Source organism: Caballeronia sp. LZ029, from assembly GCF_031451275.1.
In the GTDB taxonomy this organism is placed as follows: Bacteria; Pseudomonadota; Gammaproteobacteria; order Burkholderiales; family Burkholderiaceae; genus Caballeronia; species Caballeronia jiangsuensis.
This window is the reverse complement of the sequence record NZ_JARUXO010000093.1, coordinates 80,125-101,459: the sequence shown is the minus strand read 5'-3', so window position 1 is coordinate 101,459 and position 21,335 is coordinate 80,125. Positions and strand designations below refer to the sequence as shown.

9 protein-coding genes are annotated in these 21,335 nt (G+C 66.7%); 4 read left to right on the top strand and 5 right to left on the bottom strand.

All coding sequences use genetic code 11. The features are described from left to right. Positions 1-220: 220 nt before the first annotated feature. The 4 genes from QCE73_RS34605 to QCE73_RS34590 all read left to right on the top strand — a co-directional run bounded on the left by QCE73_RS34605 (position 221) and on the right by QCE73_RS34590 (position 4,712). Positions 221-880, top strand: coding sequence for an SCO family protein (locus tag QCE73_RS34605; RefSeq protein WP_404989861.1), 660 nt, complete (start codon positions 221-223; stop codon positions 878-880). A 24-nt stretch (positions 881-904) separates the two neighbouring features. Then, positions 905-2,869 carry an RICIN domain-containing protein gene (locus tag QCE73_RS34600; RefSeq protein ID WP_309885421.1) on the top strand — a complete coding sequence of 655 codons (1,965 nt, stop codon included), beginning with the start codon at positions 905-907 and terminating at the stop codon, positions 2,867-2,869. Between the two features lie 39 nt (positions 2,870-2,908). Further along, on the top strand, positions 2,909-3,307 hold the full coding sequence (locus tag QCE73_RS34595; RefSeq protein WP_309885420.1) for a hypothetical protein: 399 nt from the start codon (positions 2,909-2,911) through the stop codon (positions 3,305-3,307). A 361-nt stretch (positions 3,308-3,668) separates the two neighbouring features. Beyond that, positions 3,669-4,712 (top strand): phosphatase PAP2 family protein, encoded by a 1,044-nt coding sequence (locus QCE73_RS34590; protein ID WP_309885419.1) that lies wholly within the window; start codon positions 3,669-3,671, stop codon positions 4,710-4,712. A gap of 149 nt (positions 4,713-4,861) precedes the next feature. Here the strand turns inward: QCE73_RS34590 and QCE73_RS34585 are convergent, their stop codons facing one another. The 5 genes from QCE73_RS34585 to QCE73_RS34565 are packed head-to-tail and all read right to left on the bottom strand — an operon-like array spanning position 4,862 to position 21,222. Further along, a complete protein-coding gene (locus QCE73_RS34585; RefSeq protein ID WP_309885418.1) occupies positions 4,862-6,955 on the bottom strand; it encodes a site-2 protease family protein in 2,094 nt (697 codons plus the stop codon). Further along, the gene (locus tag QCE73_RS34580; RefSeq protein ID WP_309885417.1) at positions 6,955-8,304 is read right to left on the bottom strand and encodes an HlyD family efflux transporter periplasmic adaptor subunit; all 1,350 of its coding nucleotides are present in this window, start codon (positions 8,302-8,304) and stop codon (positions 6,955-6,957) included. Before QCE73_RS34580 ends, QCE73_RS34585 begins: the two co-directional genes overlap by 1 nt. A 10-nt stretch (positions 8,305-8,314) precedes the next feature. Continuing rightward, on the bottom strand, positions 8,315-9,085 hold the full coding sequence (locus QCE73_RS34575) for an efflux RND transporter periplasmic adaptor subunit (protein WP_309885416.1): 771 nt from the start codon (positions 9,083-9,085) through the stop codon (positions 8,315-8,317). Further along, the gene (locus tag QCE73_RS34570; RefSeq protein WP_309885415.1) at positions 9,066-10,694 is read right to left on the bottom strand and encodes a TolC family protein; all 1,629 of its coding nucleotides are present in this window, start codon (positions 10,692-10,694) and stop codon (positions 9,066-9,068) included. The genes QCE73_RS34575 and QCE73_RS34570 overlap by 20 nt, the downstream gene beginning before the upstream one ends. A 22-nt stretch (positions 10,695-10,716) precedes the next feature. Then, positions 10,717-21,222 carry a VCBS domain-containing protein gene (locus QCE73_RS34565; protein WP_309885414.1) on the bottom strand — a complete coding sequence of 3,502 codons (10,506 nt, stop codon included), beginning with the start codon at positions 21,220-21,222 and terminating at the stop codon, positions 10,717-10,719. Positions 21,223-21,335: the final 113 nt, after the last annotated feature.

Sequence of the window (21,335 nt, the reverse complement as noted above, 5' to 3'; positions counted from 1 at the left end):
CGCAAATCGCGGAGTGAATCAATCATGCAGGTTTTACATTGCGCTTTCGAACCCGACAGGCGGCTAAAACGAATGTGTCCGAATGCACATATATACCTACTTATTTCGAGTCTCCAACTTTCATTGCATATTTGGGCTGCTAATCTTTGACCCAATGGTCATGCAAATTGCAAGTCCTGACTTTCTGGATGAGCCCTCACCGGGGATTATGAACGTGCCGATGACGACGATTTCGGAAAGCCGCGAAACGATGCCCGACAGCATGACATCCGGTATGGATGCACCTGCGCCATCACCGGCTCGCCGCTCCCTGCTTTGCCGCATGGCCGCGCTCGCTCTTGGTGCAGTGTCGTTGCCCTCGTTCGCGCAGCATGGCGATCTGGGACTCGTCACGCCGCCAGTTCGTCTCGACGATACCTGGCTCGTCGATCAGACCGGCGAGAAGCGTCTGCTCAGCGACTTGCTGCACCAGCGCGTGACTGCACTGCAAACGGTCTATACGGGTTGCGGCACGATATGTCCCTTGCAAGGCGCGCTGTTCAACGCGGTTCAGGGACGGATTGCGCAAATCCGCGCGCATCGTCCCGTGCATTTGCTGTCGGTCGGTATCGATCCGCTTTCGGATTCACCCTCGGCATTGCGCGCGTGGCTCGCACGCTTTCAGGCGGGTTCCGCGTGGGATGCAGCGACGCCGGCACTGGCCGATGTAGACCGGATGCGCGCGGCGCTGTCGGGCAGCAACGCGCCTCTCGGCGACATCGCTGACCATTCCACCCAGGTCTATTGCTTTGATGCCAACGCGATGTTGCGCTGGCGCAGCGCCGATCTTCCTCGTGTCGAAGACATCTGCGATGTACTCGGCGCGCTCGCACGTACATAACCCGCTTCATGTACGGGGGCAACCATGCCTGCAATCCGTCCGACGAGCCACGCGTCCAGCCTGCTCGACCGATGCATGCGTTTCTTGCTGCTCGTCGCTTTGCCGCTGGCACTGGCGGGCATGCCGCACGCCGTCCGCGCGCAAAGCTCGGCGCCCATCACGCTGAGCGGCACGAGCCTGTGCGCCGACGTCAGCGGCGAGTCCAGAACGCCGGGCGCGCCTGTGATTTCGTGGGTCTGCACGGGCGGCGCGAATCAGCAATGGTTCCCGTCCGCTACCGGCACGCGATACAACCTCATCAATCAGAACAGCGGCCTGTGCATGGACGTGTCGGGCCAAAGCATGAGCCCGGGCGGTCCCATCATCCAGTGGACCTGCAATGGCGGCACGAATCAGACCTTCTCGTTGACGCCGCAAGGCGCGGGCTATGCGATCGTCGCGGGACATAGCGGCTTGTGCGTGACTGCATCGAGCACGACGTCGCAAGGTAACCAGTTGACGCAGCAAGCCTGCAACGGAAGCGCGACACAGACGTGGCAAGTAGCCGGCCTGCCGGTACAGCATGCCGCATTGCCATCGAAGTGGACGACGCCTTATCAGTTGCCGCTCGTTCCGCTGCAAGCCGCCAATCTGCCCAATGGAAACGTGCTCGTCTGGTCGGCCGACGCCCCGCTCGACTTCACCGACAGCGCGAATCCGCCGGCGAGAACGTACACCGCGATCTTCAATCCATCGAACGGCACGAGTTCGCAAATGATCGTGACCAATACCGCGCACGACATGTTCTGCCCCGGCATTTCCAATCTCCCCGATGGCCGCATTTTCGTGACCGGGGGATTGAGCGTGCGACAGACCAGCATCTATTCGCCGACGACCGGCACATGGACCGCGAGCAATCAGATGAACCTCCCGCGCGGCTATCAGGGCAGCGTGACGTTGAGCAACGGCAATGTGTTCGTAATGGGCGGCTCGTGGAGCGGAGGGCTCGGAGGAAAGTCCGGCGAAACGTGGACCTCGGGCTCGGGCTGGCGGATCAATAGCGCGATTCTCGACGATTACATCCTCACGAACGACGCGCGAGGCGTGTTTCGCGCCGACAATCACGCGTGGATGTTCGCGGTCGGCAATGGACGCGTGTTCCATGCGGGACCGAGCCGGGCCATGCACTGGTTCGATACGGCAGGCAACGGCACCGTGACCCCGGCCGGCAACCGTGGCAGCGACGGCGACGCGATGAACGGCAATGCGGTCATGTACGACGTCGGCAAGATTCTCGCGGTCGGTGGCGCGCCGAGCTACGATCAGTCGCCGGCCACGGCCAACGCGACGCTCATCGACATCAGCAGCGGCAACGCGACGACGCAGACCATCGCGCCGATGAGTTACCGGCGCGCGTTCAACAACAGCGTCGTGCTGCCGAACGGACAGGTCGTCGTGATCGGCGGACAAACCTTCGCCGAGCCGTTCTCGGACAACAACGCGATCCTCACCCCGGAACTGTGGGACCCCGCGACCAACACGTTCTCCCCGCTCGCCCAGCAGGCCGTGCCGCGCACTTATCACAGCGTCGCGCTGCTGCTGAACGACGGACGTGTGCTCAGCGGCGGCGGCGGTCTGTGCGGATCATGCGCGACCAATCACACCGACATCGAGATATTGACGCCGCCGTATCTGCTCAACGCCGATGGATCGGCCGCGTCACGCCCGAATCTCAACTCCGTTCCGAGCGATGCGCAACTCGGCATGACGATCGTAGTGACGGCCAGCAGGAGCACGCGCGCATTCGTGCTGATGCGCTCCTCATCGGTCACGCATTCGCTGAACAACGAGCAACGGCGCGTGCCGCTCACGTTCAGCGTCGGCACCGCGGGGGAGTTTCAGTTGAACATTCCTTCCGATCCGGGCGTCGTGGTCCCCGGCTATTACATGCTGTTCGCGTTGAACGCCAACGGCGTGCCGAGCGTTTCGCGCGTGCTGCGCGTGCATTGAATGGTCCGACGCCGCTTCCTTGAAGCGCGGGCCGTAGCGATGCTCGTCGCATTCTTCGCGATGACGCCGCTCGCGTGCGCGCAGACCACGTGCGAATCCACCGACATGGGCTGCGCGATCTTCAACGGACAACACCCGATGACCGCACATCTGCGCGACGACGATCGCCCGTTGCCTTCCTTTGCGACGCGATGCGTCAATTGCCATGTGAGCACATCGACGAAACCCGCGTTCGCGCCGCCGCTGACGCACGACGGCCTGCTCGGCGCCGCAAGCCGCCGCGGCGGGCCGATCAGTCACTATGACGCGACGGCTTTCTGCCGCGCCGTGAAGGACGGCGTGGATCCGGCGGGCGTCCTGCTTCGCAAGTCGATGCCCCACTACCGGATTGCCGACAGCGAATGCCAGGCGCTTTGGCAATACGTCATGCATCGATGAGCGCGGGGGTAATTGCTCAGGTGCGCTATGAGCCGGGCTGCTCGCACCCGTCGCCGCCGTGAGCGCGTTGCGCGGGCTCGATGACGGACGTTGGCCTTGTGCATTCCGGTTCGTCCAAAGCAGGAAGCCGCCATTTAAAGGGCGCTTCTATTCCCAAAGCGGCCCGAAGGGAGAGGCGACGGGGCGACCTTTGCGGAAGTTGGAGCGGGTTGAGTTCTACATCCGCATTGCGGCGGCGAATTGTTGACGCTGGCGGCGTCATGCGCCTGCGGTTGCCTAAAGTTTGCAATGCGTCTGCCGTTAGAAAGGGCGCGACCACGCAACAGGCCGACCGACGAAACAAGCGATTCGCTTTCCATACATGATTCAGAGTGATTGTGCCGATCTTGGCCGTGCAAGTCTGCGACCGTCTATGTCGCGGCAATATGCTTTCGGCTGCACCATCGTCTTGCTTATCGCCGTCATCGATGCGGCGTGGATTTCGCTAAGCGGGCATGCCGTCGTTTTTGCGAGTATTTCCGCCAAATGCAGGGCGGCTGGATCCATGATTTTTCTTGCTGTACTGTTGCGCGCGCTCATGTGTGTACGAGGGTATCGCGCTGTTGCGGAGAGGTTTCAATACCCCAGAGTGGCTGACACGGCCGCATGGGGCGCGCTGCTCATCTGCTTCGTATCAGCCGCCGGCGTTCTTTCATATCTCTGCGTGTCGATAGACGCGCCACTCATCGACGGCCGCCTGATTGCTTTCGACCGCGCGCTCGGGTTCGACTGGCTTGCCGTCTACAAATGGGTACAAGCTCATCCTTACCTGCGCGAAGCACTTCAACTCGCTTATGGAAGCGGACACGTCCAATTGATAGCGATCCCGCTCATCCTCGGCTTAACCGGCAAGCCGGAAGAATTGTCGGATTTCTTCTTTTATCTGGCGATCGCAACCGTTTACCTTGTTTTGATCTCGACACCCTTCCCAGCAACGAGCGCGTTTATTCACTTCGATGTAGAGGACCGCGCTGCTGCGGAAACCGTCTCCGATTTTGCCTTGCTCCGTGACGGCTCATTGAAGATGATTGACCTCTCCAACCTGCAAGGTCTGGTGTCGATGCCGTCTTTTCACACGACATTGGCGGTCCTGTTCACTTATTCGCTCGCGAGGATTCGTTGGCTATTCTGGATTGCCGTTCCACTTAACGTGACCATGATCGTTTCCACGCCGACGCAAGGCGGCCATTATCTGGCAGACGTTATCGCAGGACTCTTTTTGTCCATGTTGACCGTCCAGACCTACAGAAAAATTGCCAGACGAAGCGAGCGCACTTTTGCTACCCGTCGCACGCCTTCAACCCAAAGGATAGCTGAGGTCACCTCCGAGCGTCTGCTGCAAGCGCATCCCTCCGACCGCATTTAGTCGAGGGGTTGCATTGGAGGCGGGAAAGACTGAGCGCTCGGCGCCGGCGACGTGCGAATGGCCGGAAAGCGCTTCTACCTAACCAGCGCACGATAGATACATCCGTTCGACCGCCCGCCGGCAGGTTCCCCATCACAAGCACGAACCCATCAAAACCCGCTCTGCCGAATCAGCGCGCCGAGCACATGCGTGCCGCCCTCGATCAGCAGACTTCGACGCGCGCCGTCGATCTGCAACTGCCCGCGCGTTTCCCACATGTTGTCAGGCGGCGCATCCAGTCCGACGAGCACATGGAACAGCGCCGGGTTGGGAACCAGCGCGCCACGCTCCGACGAAACCGCAAGCGGCCCCTTGTAGCGCGACGCGAGCATCGGGTGATCGAGCTGACGCACGCGCGTGGTGTCGATGGCAAGCACGCGCCCGGCGATCGGCGCGATCTGTCCGACGGGATAGAAGCGCGCCAGGTCGCCGACGGCGATGCGCTGAACTTCATTCTGTTTGACGAACGCATCGACCTGCCAGCTACGCGGATCGATCAGCACGCCCACCGGCACCTTCGGATTGATCCATTGCCCGGCGCGCCATTGCGGATCGACATCGGTCCATAGACCCGCGAACGGCGCACGCAGACTCAGGCGCGCGATCTCCGAATGCGCCGCGGCGGTTTCCTCGTACTGCACGCGCAGGCGCTCGCGCACCGAGGTCTGCTGATCGAGCCCGTTCACATCGGCGATGAGACCCGCGAGCCGTCCTTCGTAGCCGCGAATGCCGGCCTCGCTGCGGCGCATGCGCGCGGCGATATCGGGTTCGTCCATTTCCATCAGCGTCGCGTCGGAACTCACCGGACCGGAAGGCAGAATCGTCTGGATGCGCGCGGGAAACGGCACGAACACGCGCAGCACGCGCTCCGCGCGCGCGACGCCGTCCGCGTGGATCTGCGTGCGCCAGGGCAGCGCGAGCAACACGAGTGCGAGCGCAACGAACAGGCCGATCACGAGCCGGTGGCCATGCGCCACGCGCCGCCGATTCTTCCACCAGTAGCCGAGTTCGCGCCATACCGGCAGCACGATGAACCAGCTTACTTCCAGGACGAAGAGCATGATGCCGAGCAGCTTGAAGAAGAACAGATACACCGTGACCGCGATGCCGAGAAACAGCACGAGCCGATAAAGCCAGGTCACGAACTCGAACGCGACGAGCAGGCGCCGCTGCATGACGCCGAACGGTTCTGGCCACGGATCGTCGAGGCCGAGAATCGCGCGTCGCAGGCTCACGCGTGCGAGCGCGGACGCGCGGAAATGCAGGTTCGGAAAGTCGAGCAGATCCGACAGAATGAAGTACCCGTCGAAGCGCATGAACGGACTCGCGTTGAGCGCGAGCGAGAGCACCCAGCTCGTCGTCGCGAGATAGAGGAACGCGTTGCGCAGCGGCCCAGCATCGCTCAGCGCCCAGCACAGCGTGGAGAGGCCCGCGAGCGACAGTTCGCACAGAATGCCCGCCGAAGCGATCGCGAGCCGCTGGCGCGCACGTTTGAGCTTCCAGCTTTCGCCGGTGTCGGTGTAGAGCATCGGCCACAGCACGACGAACGCCACGCCCATGTGCGCGACCTTCAGCCCGAGGCGCGTCGCGACGATCGCATGGGCCATCTCATGCAGCGTCTTGGCGACGATGAGCGCGAGCGCAAAACTCAGCATGCCTTCGACGGAGAAGGACTCGACCACGGCCTTCGTGAACACGTCCCACTGCTGAAGCACGAGCACGATCCCGACGACGCTCGCAATCACGACGACGATCGGCGTCGCCGGCGTGAAGAGCCAGTCGAGGCGCTTCGCGAGCCACGCGAGAAAACGCTGCGGGCGCACCAGCGGAATGCGGAAGAACAGATAGTGATGCAGCCACCAGCGCCACGTGAACCATTGCGCGCGGCGGGCGTTGCGCAGGCGCGCGAGCGTGTCGGGTGTCGGTTTCAGCAGATCGTGCCGTTCGAGAAACCCGCGGAATGCGATCACCTGCTCGATCATCGGACGCAGCGCGGTATCCCGTTCGATCTCGCTGCAGATCTGCGCGGGCGGCCGGTCCCAGCGCAGCAGGCATTCGAATTCCAGCCAGCCGATGCGATAGAAGCGGTTGACGACGATGTCCTGGATCACCCACGCGGGCTCGCCATTCCTTCCCGGCGATGCTTCCGAAAGACGCAGGTCGTCGCGCAGCGCGGGCGAGGGCGCGTCGGGATCGATGTTCATCACAGTCCCGTCCAGGCGCGCAGCGCGGCGAGCGGCCGGCGCAGCAGGTAGTACGCGAGGCTCACCGGCCGGCCGTACAGCTTCGCGGTGCCGTGCAGACCGAGCCGCGCATGCTCGCGCTCGTTCGCATCGTCATCGACGCTCGCGAGCAGCCGGTACGCGACGATGTCATCCTCGGTCGCCTTCGCTTCGTAGCTCGTTTCGACGATGCGGCCGTGCAGCGGCGCGAGCGGCCAGGCCGTCAGATAGAGCGTGACCTCGTCGCCGGGATCGAGCGCGATGGCGTCCGCGACGGCCAGATGGATGAGGATCGCGGGCTTGGCCGGATCGGCGAGTTGCAGGATGCGCTCGCCGGTGATGACGGGCTTGCCGATCCAGTCGTTCGGATCGCTGAACACCGCTACACCGTTCTCCGGGGCGAAGACGCGCGTGCGCTGCAACTGCGCCGTGACCGCCGCGAGTTCCGCGCGTCGCTGTTCCGCGACGCCGTTGAGCACGGTCAGCTCGTTCTTGCTCTGCGCGTTGTCGAAGGCGCGCTGACTCGCGGCGGTCAGTTCCGCATCCGCGACGGCGACCTGTCTTTGCAGCACGTCGACACGGCTTTTCAGCGACGTCTCGTCGAGCGAGAAGAGCAGCGCGCCCGCGTCCACGCGCTGATTGGGCCGCACGGCGAGCGAAGCGATGACGCCGTCGATCGGCGAGCTGATGATGCGCGCGCTGCCCGAGACGATTTCCGCAGGCGCGAGCACGGTCTGCCGCACCGGAACGAACAGCAGCAGCGCGGCGGCCGCGCACGCGACGAGCACATGCCGGCGCGACGGCCGCCAGCCGAAGCGCAGGCTGCGGCGCGTGAGCGACCACCAGCAGTAACCCCAGGTCTTGACCGTGCCGCGCAGCACGGCGGCGAAGGCTTCGGCTGGCGGATCGTCCAGCAGCACGAAGACGAGCGCGAGCCGCTTGCCGTTCGGCGCATGCACGGGCACGCACCAGACGCCCTTCGGCCACCATTCGGTCCAGCCATCGGCGATGTCGGGCGGCGGATCGACGGCGTCGCGCGCGAACCATTGCGGCTCGTCGCCGGCGAGCTGCGCCGCGATCCACGCGCTCGCGCGCCCGAGCCAGACCAGATAAGGCGAATCCTCGGCGGGCGAAGCGAGACCGGACGCGCACACGAGTTCGCAATGCCTGCCGCGATCGGCGAACACGAGCGCCTGCCGGAACGGCTGCACCGCGTGCAGATCGTTGGCCATCGTGAACGCGAGCGCATCGACCGATTCGGCCGCCATCGCGCGTTCGCGCAGCGCGTCCAGATAGAGCAGCAGCGGCGCGGGCGGGAAGGGTTCGTTCATCGCGGTTCGTTCAGGGATTCGCCGGAATCCGCGCGACGCCGCTCATGCCCGCGACGAGATCCGGCGGCGCGCCATCGAGCTGCGCTTCGAGTTCGACCGTCTGCGCAACGGCATCGACGCGCGCGTTGACCGCGCTCACGTGCGCCGGATAGGTCTTGCCGGTTTCGTGGATGGTGATGTCGAGGCGGCTGCCCGAGCGCAGACTGACGAGCAGCGCGGATGGCACGTTCAGGCGCACCTTGAGGGCGCCGTCGCTGACCAGATCGACGATCGGCGTGCCCGCGCTGACGGTCTGATACGGCTTGACATACACCTTCGCGATGCGTCCGCTGAACGGCGCGATCACCTGGCAATAGCCGAGCTGCGCTTTCGCAAGCGAGAGCGCGCCCTTGGCCTTTTCGACATCGGTGGAAGCCATCGCAACCTCGATGTCGCCCGCGGCCTTCAGTTCGCGCAGGCTGCGCTTGGCGGCGAGATTCTGGTTCGCCATGTTCAGTTCCGCCTTCGCGACGCTCGCGCGGGCCTGCACTTCGGCGCAGTTCATCTGCGCGATGACGGCGTTCTTCGCGATCGGCTTGCCGAGCGACGCGTGCAGATCGGTGACGGTGCCGTTCATCTCGCTCGACAGCGTGGTTTCGAGACTGGGCGCGAGCAGCACGCGGATCGCGTTGGGATCGTCGAGACCGTCGCCGGCGGCAGGCTTCGCGGCCTGCGCGAGCGGCAGGACGAACAGCAGAAGCGCGGCCGCGCGCCGGATGCGTTCAGCGCACGGATAGGGCATCGCTCGCTCCGGCGGGCTGGGCGACAAGCGGTTGCGCCACCGGGGGTGCGGGCGGCGACATCTGTCCGAACGGCGCGAGCGGCGCGGCCGAATCGGGTGCGGGAAGCCTCGGCAGATACTCTTCCTGCCGCGCCATCGTGCGCTTGATTTCCAGCGCGAGCGTATCGACGTCGTCTTTCGCGATGGCGTCGGGCATGACGTCGTATCCGAGCGAGTTGTAGAGCCGTCCCCACGCCGACTGGCAGTCGGAATATGCCGCCTCGCGCAGATAGCGCGACAGCAGATAACGCCCTTCGGCGCGGATCACTTCCAGTTCGGACCCGATCGACGCCGTGCGGGCGGCGTTGGCGTAGTCGAGCAGGTCGTGATCGACGCGCAGGCTGTCGTCTGCGAAATTCAGTTCCTGCAACGCGAGCTGATAGCGCAGCGAGCCGATGCGCACTTGCGTGAGAATCGCCATCGAAAGCGCCATGCGCCGCAGGTTGTCGGTCTGCTTCTGCGAGGCCGCCTGCTCGTTCAGCGCCGGCAGTTGCAGCAGCCGGAACAGGTTCAGCGACACGCGCACGCCTATCGCCGCCCAGTAGTTGTTGTAGAGATAGGTGTTGGAGTCGTAGTTCACGTTCATGTCGATGCCGATATTCGGCCACAACTGAGCCTTGGCGATCCGGATGTCGTTCTCGTTGACCCGCTTCCGATACCACTCCTCCATGATTTCCGGGCGGTTCTGCAGCGCGATCAGTTCGAGCGTCGGCTGCGGCGTGGAGAGAGGCGGCAGCGGCAGCGCGCCGTCGTTGGTATCGGCGAGCACGAGCGGCGTGCCGGGCGGCAGCGACATCAGCGCGACCAGTTCGGCCTGCGCGAATTCCAGATCCTGCCGGCGCACGGTCAGCAGCGAAATGGCGTCGAGCAGCGCGCGCTGATAGGCCAGCACGTCCTGCCGTGGCATGAGGCCCTTGTCCTGCGCCTCGTGCGCATTGCGCAGCGCGGCCTGGGTGCGCGCGATCAACTGATCGACTTCGGGCTTCAGACGCTGCGCGGACAGCGCGCGCCAGTACGCGTTGCGCACGTCCTGAAGCACGTTCTGCGCGACCTTGCGGCGGCGCTCTTCGGCCATCAGCATCTGGTCGGAGCGTTGCTGCGTGCGGTAGTACGCCATGCCGAAGTCGATCAGGTTCCACGTCATGCCGAGCGACACGAGTTCGTGATAGCGCTGCTCCGAGGTAGACGGCCGCAAGCTTACCTGCCGATCCTCGATGCCGATCGACGTTCCGCCCGAGTCGTTGCTGCGATACGAATAGCCCGCCGAGGCCACCAGTTGCGGCAGGAGCGCATTAGTCGAGACATCGCGCAGATTCGCGGCGAGCGCGCTTTCCATCAGCTTGAGCCGGTAGTCGAGGTTGTACTTCAGCGCCCGCGCGGCGGCCTGATAGAACGTGATGGGACCTTTGACCGGCTCCTGCGCGTCGTACATGGCGAGCTGGTCGGTGACGACGCGATCGCGGATCTGATCGGTCGTCGCGGGTTGCGGCTGAAGGGACGAGCAGCCCGCGAGGACGCACAGCGCGAAGGCGGCCGCGGCTCCGGACAGATGCGGCTGATGTCGTGGCATGGCGCGAATCCTCGTTCGAGAGCTAGCGACTGGCCGTTCTGCCGCGCATGGCGGGCAGCTTGCGCGCGGCTTCATGCAATTGCGACGCGAAGGCTTGCGCGGTCTTTGCCGGCTCCTTTTCGACGGGCGGATGCATGCCGTCCGTCAGATGCTTCGCGAGCGCGGCGAACACCGAAGGGTCGGCGAGCAGGCCGTCCGCATCGAGGCTCACGCGTGAGTGCCGGCCGAAAATCCACGCCTGATCGAAGGCGCTCGCGAGCTGGCTGTCGCGCACCGTGCGGCCGACGAACTCGCCGGGCTGAAGCTCGGGCATCGCGCGCGACGCCATCGACACATCGGGTTCAAGCGGCCAGCCGATCTGGCTGCCGTCCGCCTCGCGCGAGCGCTCGGTCGCGCGCACGGCATCCGCTTCGACGACGGGCGTCACGAACACGACGGGCACGATGTTCTGCTCCGTCTGCAAATTGGCCGTGGTCGCGAGCGCCTCGTTCCAGTACGGGCCCGCGCCCGCTGGCGGAATATAGGGCGATGAGATATCGAGATGGATCACCAGCGCGGCTTGCGCGGTCGCGCCCGCGGTGTCGCTCACCGTGTAGGTGAACGTGTCCTGGAGCACCTGGCCGAGCCCGGCGGCGGCCAGCACCTGCGGGTTCGTCAGATCGATCGCGTAGGTGTACGTGCCGTCCGCGTTCAGCGTGAGCGTGCCGTAACGGCCCGCCAGCGCGTGCCCCGGCGCAGCCGTGGCGCCGGTTGCCGACTGCACGCCGGCGACGTCGAGATGATCGTTCGCATCGACATCGCCGTCATTGGGCAGCACGTTGCCGCGTGCCTGCGGCGCGGACGTCTGATCGCTCGCGACGTTGCTGTCGTCATGCGGGGCGGGCGTATCGTCGGCGCCGTGGATCGTGACCGTGAGCGTGGCGCGCGAACTCGCGCCCGCCGTATCGCGCATCTGGTACGCGAACGTTTCGGTGAGCGTGTCGCCGTTCGTGCGCAGCGCCTGCACGGCCGCATTGGCGTTGTCGACCACATAGTCGTAGCTGCCGTCCGCCTTCACGACGAGCGTGCCGTATTGCCCGGCGAGCGCCTGTCCCGCTTCGGCGCTGCGGCCCGCTTCGTTCGCGATGCCGACGACCTGTTTCGTCTCGCCGTTGGCCGCGCTGTCGACATCGGTATCGTTGGCGAGGACGTTGCCGGTCGCATCGCGTCCCGGCGTGCCGTTGTTCACGCCGCCGGCTTCGATCGCCGTACTGCTGTCGTCGTGCGCGACAGGCGCGTCGTCGCGCCCGTCGATGGTGACGCGCAACTGCGCCGTGCCTTGCGCGCCGAGCACATCCTCGCTGGTATACGTGAACACGTCCTGCAGCGTCTGGCCGCTCGTGCGCAGCGCCTGCACGGCGGCCGACGCATTGTCGAGGGTATAGCGCCAGGTGCCGTCGGCGTTCATCGTCAGGGTGCCGTACGCGCCTTGCAGCGGCGTGCCGACCGCGCCGCTTTCGCCCTGCACGGCGCTCACGCGGATGGCGTCGCCGTCGGCGTCGGAGTCGTTGGCGAGCACGTTGCCCGACGGATCGACGCCGGGCGTCGCGTTGTTCACGCCGCCCGCTTCGACGGCGGTTGCGGTGTCGTCGCGGGCGACGGGCGCGTCGTTGCGTCCGCGCACGACGATCGTGAGCCGCCCGAGGTCCGTCAGGTCGTCGCGATCGCGCACCCGATACGTGAAGACATCGTCGACGGTCTGCAGCGGACCTAGCGCGATGACCGTCGGATTGGTCGCATCCACGCGATAGAGATAGGTGCCGTTCGCGCCGATGAAGAGCGTGCCGTACTGCCCTTGCAGAATCGTGGCGTCGACGCTGCTGCTGCTGCCCGGTGCGATCGCCGACAACGGCGCGGCCGCGGCCGGGCCGCCTGCGCGGGCCGCGTTGCCGCTGAGCGAGTCGGTCTGGTCGACGTCGGTGTCATTGGCGAGCACGTTGCCGATGGCGTCGAACGCTCTGCCGTTGCCGATATTCGCCGAAGCGAGCGCGAAATCGTCGTGGGCGACGGGCGCGTCGAAAGCGCCGCGAATCTGCACGGAGATCTGCGCCGTGTCGGCAGCGCCCGCTGCGTCGCGCATGCGATAGGTGAAGGTTTCCTGCACGCTCTGGCCGATGATCAGGCTCTGCACGGCCGGCAGGCTGTTGTCGACGACGTAGGTGTAGCTGCCGTCCGGGTTGATCGTGAAGGTGCCGTAGGTGCCTTTGACCGAGGTCGCGCCCGCGACGGCGGCGAAGCTGCCCGGCGAGGCTTCGGCGCCGGCCCGCACGCCATCGACGGTTTTGGAGTCGCCGGCGTCGACGTCCGTATCGTTGAGCAGCACGTTGCCGGCCGGATCGACGCCCGGCGTCTGGTTGAGCGTGCCGCCGGCTTCCAGCGCGCTCGCCACGTCGTTTTGCGCGACCGGATTGTCGTTCCTGCCGGAAATGACGATGTCGAGCTCGGCCTGCGCAGCCGCGCCGTGCGAGTCCGTGACCGTGTAGGTGAAGCGCTCGGTGAGGGTGTCGGTCGCGAGCCGCAGCGCCTGCACGTTCGGGTTGGCGTTGTCGACGACGTACTGCCACGCGCCGTTCGCGCCGAGCGTCAGGCTGCCGAATGCGCCGCGCAGCGGCTGGCCCGGCACGCCCGCCGTGCCCGCGCCCGACGATGCGCCCGTGCGGATCGCCGTCACCGCCAGCGGGTCGTGCTCGGGATCGCTGTCGTTGGCGAGCACGTTGCCCGACGGATCGACGCCCGGCGTGCCGTTGTTCGCGCCGCCTGCCTCCACCGCGCGGCCGGTGTCGGTCTGAGGCGTCGGCGCATCGTTCACGCCGCGCACGGTGATGACGAGTTGCGCCTGATCGGTGAGGCCGCTCGTATCGACGATCCGGTAGGTGAAGGTTTCGGTGAGCGTCGCGCCGGCTGCGAGCGCGCGCACCGCCGCGTTGTTGCTGTCCACCGCGTAGTCGTACGCGCCGTTCGCGCCGATGCGGATCGTGCCGTACAGGCCCGCGATGCTCGTGCCGTTCGCGGCGGTCGTGCCGGCAGCGACCGCCGTGAGGCTGCCGCCCGCCGCTTCGGCGCCCGTTCGGACGCCATTCACCACGAGCAACGTGTCCGGATTGTCGGTATGGTCGACATCCGTGTCGATGCCGTTGCCGCCCGGCTGCGTCGGCGTGCCGGGGCGGCTCGCCTGCGTGACGACGTTGCCGGTCGCATCGACGGGAGTCACGCCGGTGCTGGCCGAACCGGCGCTCGCCGCGCCCGCGTCGTTGCTCGCGACGGGATTGTCGTTCGCGCCGTGGACCTCGATGCGCAACTGGGCGAGATCGGAGAGCCCGCCCGCGTCGGCCAGCGCGTAGGTGAACGTATCGACGAGCGGCGCATCGGCGGGCACGAGCGCCTGAACCTGCGCGTTGCTGTTGTCGATGACATAGCGATACGAGCCGTCCGCGCCGATGATCAGCGTGCCGAACGCGCCCGCGATGCTCGTGCCGTTGCCGCTCGTCGTGCCTGCGGCGACCGTCGTGAGCGGCGCATCGACCGCGCTTTCGGGCCGATTCGTGATGCCCGTCACGCGATGCGTTTCGCCGTTCGCTGCGCTGTCGACGTCGGTGTCGTTGGTGAGCACGTTGCCCGTCGCGTTGCTGCCGGGCGTGCCGTTCGCGACGCCGCCCGCTTCGGTGGCCGTTCCGTTGTCGTCGGCGCCGATGGGCGTGTCGTTCGCGCCGTGGATCGTCACGGTGAGCGTCGTGCTGGCGCTCGCGTTCGCGGTGTCGTTCACGATATAGGTGAAGCGTTCGGTCAGCGTCTGGCCGGAGAGCCGCAGCGCCTGCACGGCCGCATTGGCGTTGTCGACGACATACTGATAGCCGCCGTTCGCGCCCAGGCTCAGCGTGCCGTACAACCCGGCGATGACGCCGCGCCCCACGTTCGGCAGAAAGATGCTCGCGCCGCTCTGGTTGCTCACCTGCACGACGCGCAGCGCGTCGCCGTTGGTGGCGATATCGACGTCCGTGTCGTTGTTGAGCACGTTGCCGGTCGGATCGACGCCCGGCTGCGCGTTGGCGTTGCCGCCGGCCTCGGTCGCGCTCGCCGCATCGGGGACGGCCACCGGAGCGTCGTTGACCGCCGTCACCGTGATCGGCAGCGTGCTGATGGCGATGCGCGCATCGCCGGCTTCGCCGGGAATGCCGTTGCCGTTGAAGTCGCCGAAATTGCCGCGGTCGTTGGTGCTGACCGTCAGCGTATCCGGGCCGTTGAAGTTCGCGTTGCCGAGGTATTGCAGGTTGGCGAGCGCGCCGTTGAGCGAAGCCAGCGTGCCCGTCAGCGTGAGCGTCGCGGTGTGATCGCCCGATTCGGTGACGCCGGCGGGCAGGGCGCTCAGGAAGAGCGTGCCGTGCAGCACGTTGAGCGCGACCTGAAGCGTGCCGCCGCCCGCGTCCACGTCGCTCACGGTGATGCCCGCGAGACTGAGCGTCGTGTCTTCGAAACCGGTCGGCGATGCGGGCAGCGTGTTGATGGGCGCATCGTTCTGCTCGACGTAGCCCGCATTGGCGCTCGCCGTGCCGCCATCCGCGAGCGTGAAGCCGATGGTGCCGAGCGGCGTGGCCGTGTCGCTGTCGATGCGCACCGCGAGCGCGCCGACCGGCTGCGGATAGGTGATCGCGCCCGTGGGCGCCTGGATCCGGTAGACGCCGAGCGGCAGCACGCCGAATGCGTAGTGTCCGTTCGCGTCGGTGGTGGCGGTGTAGACGAGATTGTCGGCGGTGGTGGCGAGATTGCCATCCACGCCCGCCCACGTCAGCGTGACGGTCTGTCCGGCGAGGCCGGGGCCGTCGGGCGTCGCCGATGTCGTCGCGGATGCCGTGTCGTCCCACAAGGTGCCGCTCACCACGCCGAGTCCCGCCGCGCTCGTGCGCACGTAGGTGTTGGGGCTCGTGCCCGCGCCGGTGCGCTCGCCGTCCGCCGTGCCCGCGACGCCGACGCCCGAGCCGCCCCAGCTCGTGAAGCTCTCGGGCAGGCTGGTCCACGTGAGGGTCGCGTTGGTCGGCGCGATGGGCGCGGCGTTGGGCACATCGGCCGAATAGAACACCTGCACCTGACTGTTCACCGCGAGTTCGGCGAAGGTGAGGCGCAGGCCGTTGCTCGTGTCCACCGCCGCGCCGATGCCCGCGAGCTGCGCCGCGGTGTAGGTCGTGCCGTTGAGCACGAGACGGTCGAACGTATAGCCGGTCGCGCCCGTGAAGCTGTCGGTGAGCACGACGTCGTAAGCCGGTGACGTGCCGCTCTGCGTGAAGCGCACGTCGACCTGAGCCGTGCCGCCATTGGTGCCGACGCCCGGATCGAAGCCGTAGACCTGCTTCTGCACGCCGGTGAAATTCGGCTCGACGATATCCTCGCGCACCGTATCCGCGGTCGACAGCAGGTTCGTGCCGGAGCGGTCGACGGCGCTCATGGTGAGCGCTGCGCCCGCGACATTGGATGCCTGATTGGCCACGCGCGTGTTGAATTCGAGCGAGATGCCTTCGAGGTCGGCGTCGTTGTCCGGGTTGACGACGTTGCCGAGCCGGAACGTGATGGTCTCGTTGCCGTTGGCATCGGTGACGACGCTGATGTTCGCCGCGTTGAGCACGCCCGTGGGCGCGGCGCCCGACAGGTCCGGCGTGATCGGCAGCGCCTCGGGGCTGGTTTCGTTGCCGGTTTCGTTGAGCGTGCCGCCCGTCACGAGACTGGTGATGTCCGTCGTGATGCCGTTGTTCGAGATGAACACGATGCGCGCCGTGCCGTCGTTGATGAACCGCAGGCCGTTCTGAAGCGTGATTTGCAGCGAGTAGTCGTTGGTCGCGCCTTCTGCGAGCAGCGAGACCACGCGATAGCGGACCACTTCGCCCACGGTGACGCTTTCGTCCGATGCGTCGGTGGGCGAGGGCGCGGGCGTGTCCGCGAGGCCGCCCACGCGCGAAATCGTCACGACCTGCGCGACCGGCACCGTGAGCGTCGCGCTCGTGCGGTAGTCGTTGAGCGCGCCGCCGTTGAGCGGGCCGTCCGCGCCCGTGCGCTCGCCGGCAGGATCGGCGCTCGCCGATGCGGTGCCGTCGAGGCTCGTCCACTGAACGGTCGCGGTGTTGTCGAACGACGGCACGCTCGCCGCCGACGGGAGCACCGTTCCCGAGACGCGGATCGTCACGCTGCCGCCCTTCGCGATGTCGATGTTCGCGCCCGCCGCCGTGCGCAACTGGCCGCCCGCCAGTTCGAAGTCCGGGCCGCCGTGGTTGGTCGCGCCGTTCTGGTACGTGACGCCGAGGATCGCCAGATTGCCGAGTTGCGCGGGAAGCGTATCGAGAAAGCTCACGTCGAACGCGTTGAAATCGGTCGCGGCCGCGCCGTTGCCGATCGTGATGTCGTACTCGACCGTGTCGCCCTGGTCGACACCGAAGCGCGGCAGCGCGGGCGTCGTCTGCGTTACCTGCAGCGTCGGCTCGCGGATCACGACGGTCGGTGCCGCGCCGCTCTGCGCGACGGTGCGATCGAGCGCGGCCGCGCCGTTGGGCGTGTCGCCGTCCGGATCGCTGTAGACCAGCCGGCCGGGATCGGCGAGCGTCGCGCCCGCCTGATTGCCCGTCGTGTTGCTCGCCACCAGATGCACGCGGATCACGAACGAGTCGTTCGCGCCGATGTTGTCGGCGTTCGCGCCGGCGCTCGCGAAGGTCCAGCGCGCGCCCGCGCCGTCCGCGCCCAGTTGGCCCGACAACGCCGCGAGGCTCGCCACGCTCACGCTGCCGTTGAAGTCCGCCGCGAGCGCGGCGCTGCCCGCGGCGGTCGTGACGATCTGATAGCCGAGACCGCCGTTGAAACTCGTGTCGAGGCGCAGGCCCGCCGGAATCAGGTCATCGACGCGCAGATTGCGCGTGCTGCCTTCGGGCAGCGTCACCACGATGTCGTAGGTCATGCTCTCGCCGATCACGAGGTCGCTGCCGCTCGTGTGGCTCGCGCTCGAATCGGCGTCGTCGAGCGTGCCGCCGCCGTATTGCACGCTGACGGTGGGCGCGGCGATCTGCTCGTTCGCTGTGTCGGTGAGGTCGGTCGGCGTGAAGTCCGTGCCGCCCTCCACGCTCGCGTAACGCGTGAGCGCGGCGCTCGTTTGCAGCGTGCTGCCCGCGGCGATGCCGCCGATGACCGTCGCATCGTAAGTCACGACGACGACGTTCGAGCCCGCCTGATCCGCCGCCGTGCCGGCGCGCCCGGCGACGAGCGTCGCGACGCCGCCTGCGTCGAGGAAGGTGATCGTGTTGCCGCTGACGCTGTAGTCGACGCCGGCTGTCAGCCGCGTGCCGTCGCCGCGATAGATGGCGAGATCGGCCGCCGCGAGACTGCCGCCGACGAACTGCAGGCCGCCGGGCAGCGTGACCGTGGTCGAGGCGTCGAACGCGCCGCCGCCGCCCGTGTTCTTGATCGCGGTGGCAAGACGCACGATGTCGCCGCCGTCGATGCCACTGACGTTGCCGTCGACGGCTTTCACATCCGTCACCGAGCCCGCGAAGGGCACGCCGCCGCTGCCCGGCGCATTCCAGGTTCCGGTCGTGCCGGATACGGTGCCCTCGCTGCTCGACACGACGCCCTGCCGGATATCGAGCACCGGTTCGGCGACCGAGGCGACCACGGCGACATCGGACGATACGAGCGGCGTGTGCGCGATCGTCGTGACCTGGTTCGATTGCGCGAGCACGTCGAAGGAACGCTGATCGGCATAAGGCTGATCGCCCACGCGCATCGTGAAGAGAATCTGGATGGTGCTGCCGCCCGTGGCGCCCGTCGCGAAGCTGCCGAAGTCGAACACGAGCGAGTTGCCGCTGCCTTCGGTCACGCTGACCAGGCTGCCCGCGTTCGTGTTGGCCGCGCCGAAGCTCCACTGGCCGACGCCGCTTCCCTGCGTCCAGTTGATGCCGGTCGCGTTCAGGAGCGGCAGCGGCAGATAGGCCGCGAGCGAGAACCGCTCGTAGTCGCCGGTCACGAGGTCGTAGCGCAGGCTGAAGGTGACCACGTCGCCCGGATTCAGCTCGCCGCTCGCGGGCGGCGTCGTCCCGTTGACCGTGACGAGCGCGATATCCACGTGACCCGTGGGCACGGTGCTCGTCGTCGATGAATCGTCGCTCACCGAGCCGCCCGTCAGGTTGAGCCGGTCGAGCAGCAGCGTCGCGGCGACCGTCGCGTGATTGCCGAACGAATCGCCCTCGTTGATGTCGCTCTGCGCGTAGTTCGTCGCGTAGCGCTGGCCGACCACCGCGAGATAGTCGATGCGCGCCGTGGTCGCGCCCTGCCGGCTGCCATCGGAGATGATGTCGCCCGCCAGCGCGCCGGGCTTAAGCGTGCCCGCCGCCGCGATCGACGCGCCGATGTCGAAGGCGAGCGTGGTCGTGCCGTTCGCGTTGACGGTGCGCGTCGAGACGAGCGCGATGGTGTGCGCGACGCCGTCCTGCGTGTAGGTGAGCGTCGGGGTGCCGGTGAGCGTCTGGCCGTCGCCGAGCTGGTCCGTCACGATGAACTGCCCCGCGCCGAGCTGCGTCTTGCCGAGCGCGAAGTAATCGGACAGCGCGACATCGAGGGAATAGGCGAGCGTATCGCCGGGCGTCGCGCCCGCCGTGCCGGTGTCGGTTTGCTCGCTGACCTGCTTCTCCAGCGTCGCCGCCTTGGCGATGAAGGTCGTGCCGGTGCCGTCGGCCGAGCCGGAAAACGCGACGCTCGTATTCGGCGGCGTGAGATCGCGCGGATCGAGCGGCACCCACTGGCCGCTTCCCGATGCCGTGCCGAACGCGATGGTCACCGGCGCGCCCGTGGTCGGATTGATCACGCTCGCGCCGGACGCATCCGTTTGCGGCACGTAGAAGCTGACCACCGTATCGGCCGAACCGCTGAGACTCGCATATTCCACCGAGTACGAACGGATGAACACGGTGTCGCTGCTGATCGCCGCATTGATGAGCGCGGCATTGGTCAGCACCGACCCGTCCTGCAGCGTGATCGACGTGATCGTGCCGCCCGCGCCCGGCGTGATCGCGGTGATTTGAACGTTTGCGGGGACGTCCTGATTGATGACGACATCGGTGAGCGTCTGTCCGGTCGCGGCGGTCGCGGTGACGGTTTCCGTGCGCACGAAGTTCGGGCCGGTGGCGGTCTCGCCTTCGGGCGTGTTGACGGTCTGCGTCAGCGATACGACCGTCGGATGCACGGTGAAGTCACGCAGCGCGGTTTCGATGATCGCCGGGTCCGTCGTCGGATTGTCGAGCGAGTCGTTGCCGAACTGGAATGCGCCGCGCGCGCCGATCGTCAGGTCGGGGCTGCTGTTGGAGAACGCGGTGTCGGCGAGATTGCTCAACTGCGCGTTGACCTGCACCGTGATCGCCGGCTGACCCTGCGCGACGCTCGCGAACGGCAGTTCGAGCACGACGAGTTCGTCGCCGGGGCGCAGGCCGTAGGTAGCGGCGTTGATGACGAGCGCGTTGCCGCTCGCGTCCTTCGCGAGCGGATGCACCGCCTGGCCGTTGGCGTCGAACGTGATGTTGAAGGCCGTGACCGCCTGGCCGAGATAGCTCGCGGAGACGAACGTGACGCCATCGTTGCCGTCGCGGCCCGTGGAGGGAACCAGGAGATCGACATAAGGACCGTATCCGACCTGGCTCGACGTGTTCGTGAAGGAGACATCGAAGGAGAACTGATTGCCGAGCAGGACGCTCTGCGTCGCCGTCGCGAGCGTGACCGTGGGGCTCGCGTCGGCGAGCAGATGGTCATAATGCGCGAGCGCGTAGGCGGAGAGCGCGATCGGCCTGTCGAGCGTGCCGCTCGTTACTTCGAGCGTCCAGTCGCCGCCGAGCGCGGCGCTGCCGGTTGCGTCGTCGGATGCGCCGACGGTTGCGCCCGTCGCGCTCGCGAGCGTCTGCACGAGTGCCTTGCCGGCGGCGCCCGCGCCGATGTCGCAACCGTACAGCTCGATGTCCGCATCGTGGCCCAGATGGCTGCGCCACGTGCCGAGCGCATCGGCCATCTGTACGAGTGACGTGCTCGTGAAGGTCTGGTTGCCGAGCGTGAACTGGCCGGCTGCGCCGTGCGAGAAGATCTGCACCGAGTCCGCGTGGCCCATGCCCGCCAAGGCAGCCGAGATCGCGCCGACGGCGTCCTGTCCGGGTTGCACGACGAGCACCTGCGTTCCGGCCGGCGCTTGCGCGAGCAGTTCGCTGCCGTTTTCGACGCGGCTGTCCAGCACCACCAGATTACGAGGGGCGACCGGCGCTGCCGCTGGTGCAGACGCCGAGGCCGTTGCCGTGCCACTGCGCGCGTCCGGTGCCGGAGCAACCTCGGGCGCGGCTGCGGCATGGGCGGCATCGGAATGATGCTGGTGATCGGCGGCCGATGCGGCAGCGCCGTCGAACAGGATGCGCTGTTCGAGCGCCAGCGCCTGGCTGCGCGGGCGCAGATGAACGGCGCAATTCGACGAACACGGGAAGTCGGCCATTTTCGCCTCGCAGATGCCTGCTGAATTGAAAGCGCTCCCCGGAGTTCATTCTTCGACTTTCAGAGACCCGGCGAATTTCGATTTCCGAAACGAAATGGGCCCGTATTTCTATT

Bases quoted from the DNA above. Each gene is read 5' to 3' on its own strand.
- QCE73_RS34605 (WP_404989861.1), top strand. From the start codon at position 221: ATGACGACGATTTCGGAAAGCCGCGAAACGATGCCCGACAGCATGACA.
- QCE73_RS34600 (WP_309885421.1), top strand. From the start codon at position 905: ATGCCTGCAATCCGTCCGACGAGCCACGCGTCCAGCCTGCTCGACCGA.
- QCE73_RS34595 (WP_309885420.1), top strand. From the start codon at position 2,909: ATGCTCGTCGCATTCTTCGCGATGACGCCGCTCGCGTGCGCGCAGACC.
- QCE73_RS34590 (WP_309885419.1), top strand. From the start codon at position 3,669: ATGATTCAGAGTGATTGTGCCGATCTTGGCCGTGCAAGTCTGCGACCG.
- QCE73_RS34585 (WP_309885418.1), bottom strand. From the start codon at position 6,955: ATGAACATCGATCCCGACGCGCCCTCGCCCGCGCTGCGCGACGACCTG.
- QCE73_RS34580 (WP_309885417.1), bottom strand. From the start codon at position 8,304: ATGAACGAACCCTTCCCGCCCGCGCCGCTGCTGCTCTATCTGGACGCG.
- QCE73_RS34575 (WP_309885416.1), bottom strand. From the start codon at position 9,085: ATGCCCTATCCGTGCGCTGAACGCATCCGGCGCGCGGCCGCGCTTCTG.
- QCE73_RS34570 (WP_309885415.1), bottom strand. From the start codon at position 10,694: ATGCCACGACATCAGCCGCATCTGTCCGGAGCCGCGGCCGCCTTCGCG.
- QCE73_RS34565 (WP_309885414.1), bottom strand. From the start codon at position 21,222: ATGGCCGACTTCCCGTGTTCGTCGAATTGCGCCGTTCATCTGCGCCCG.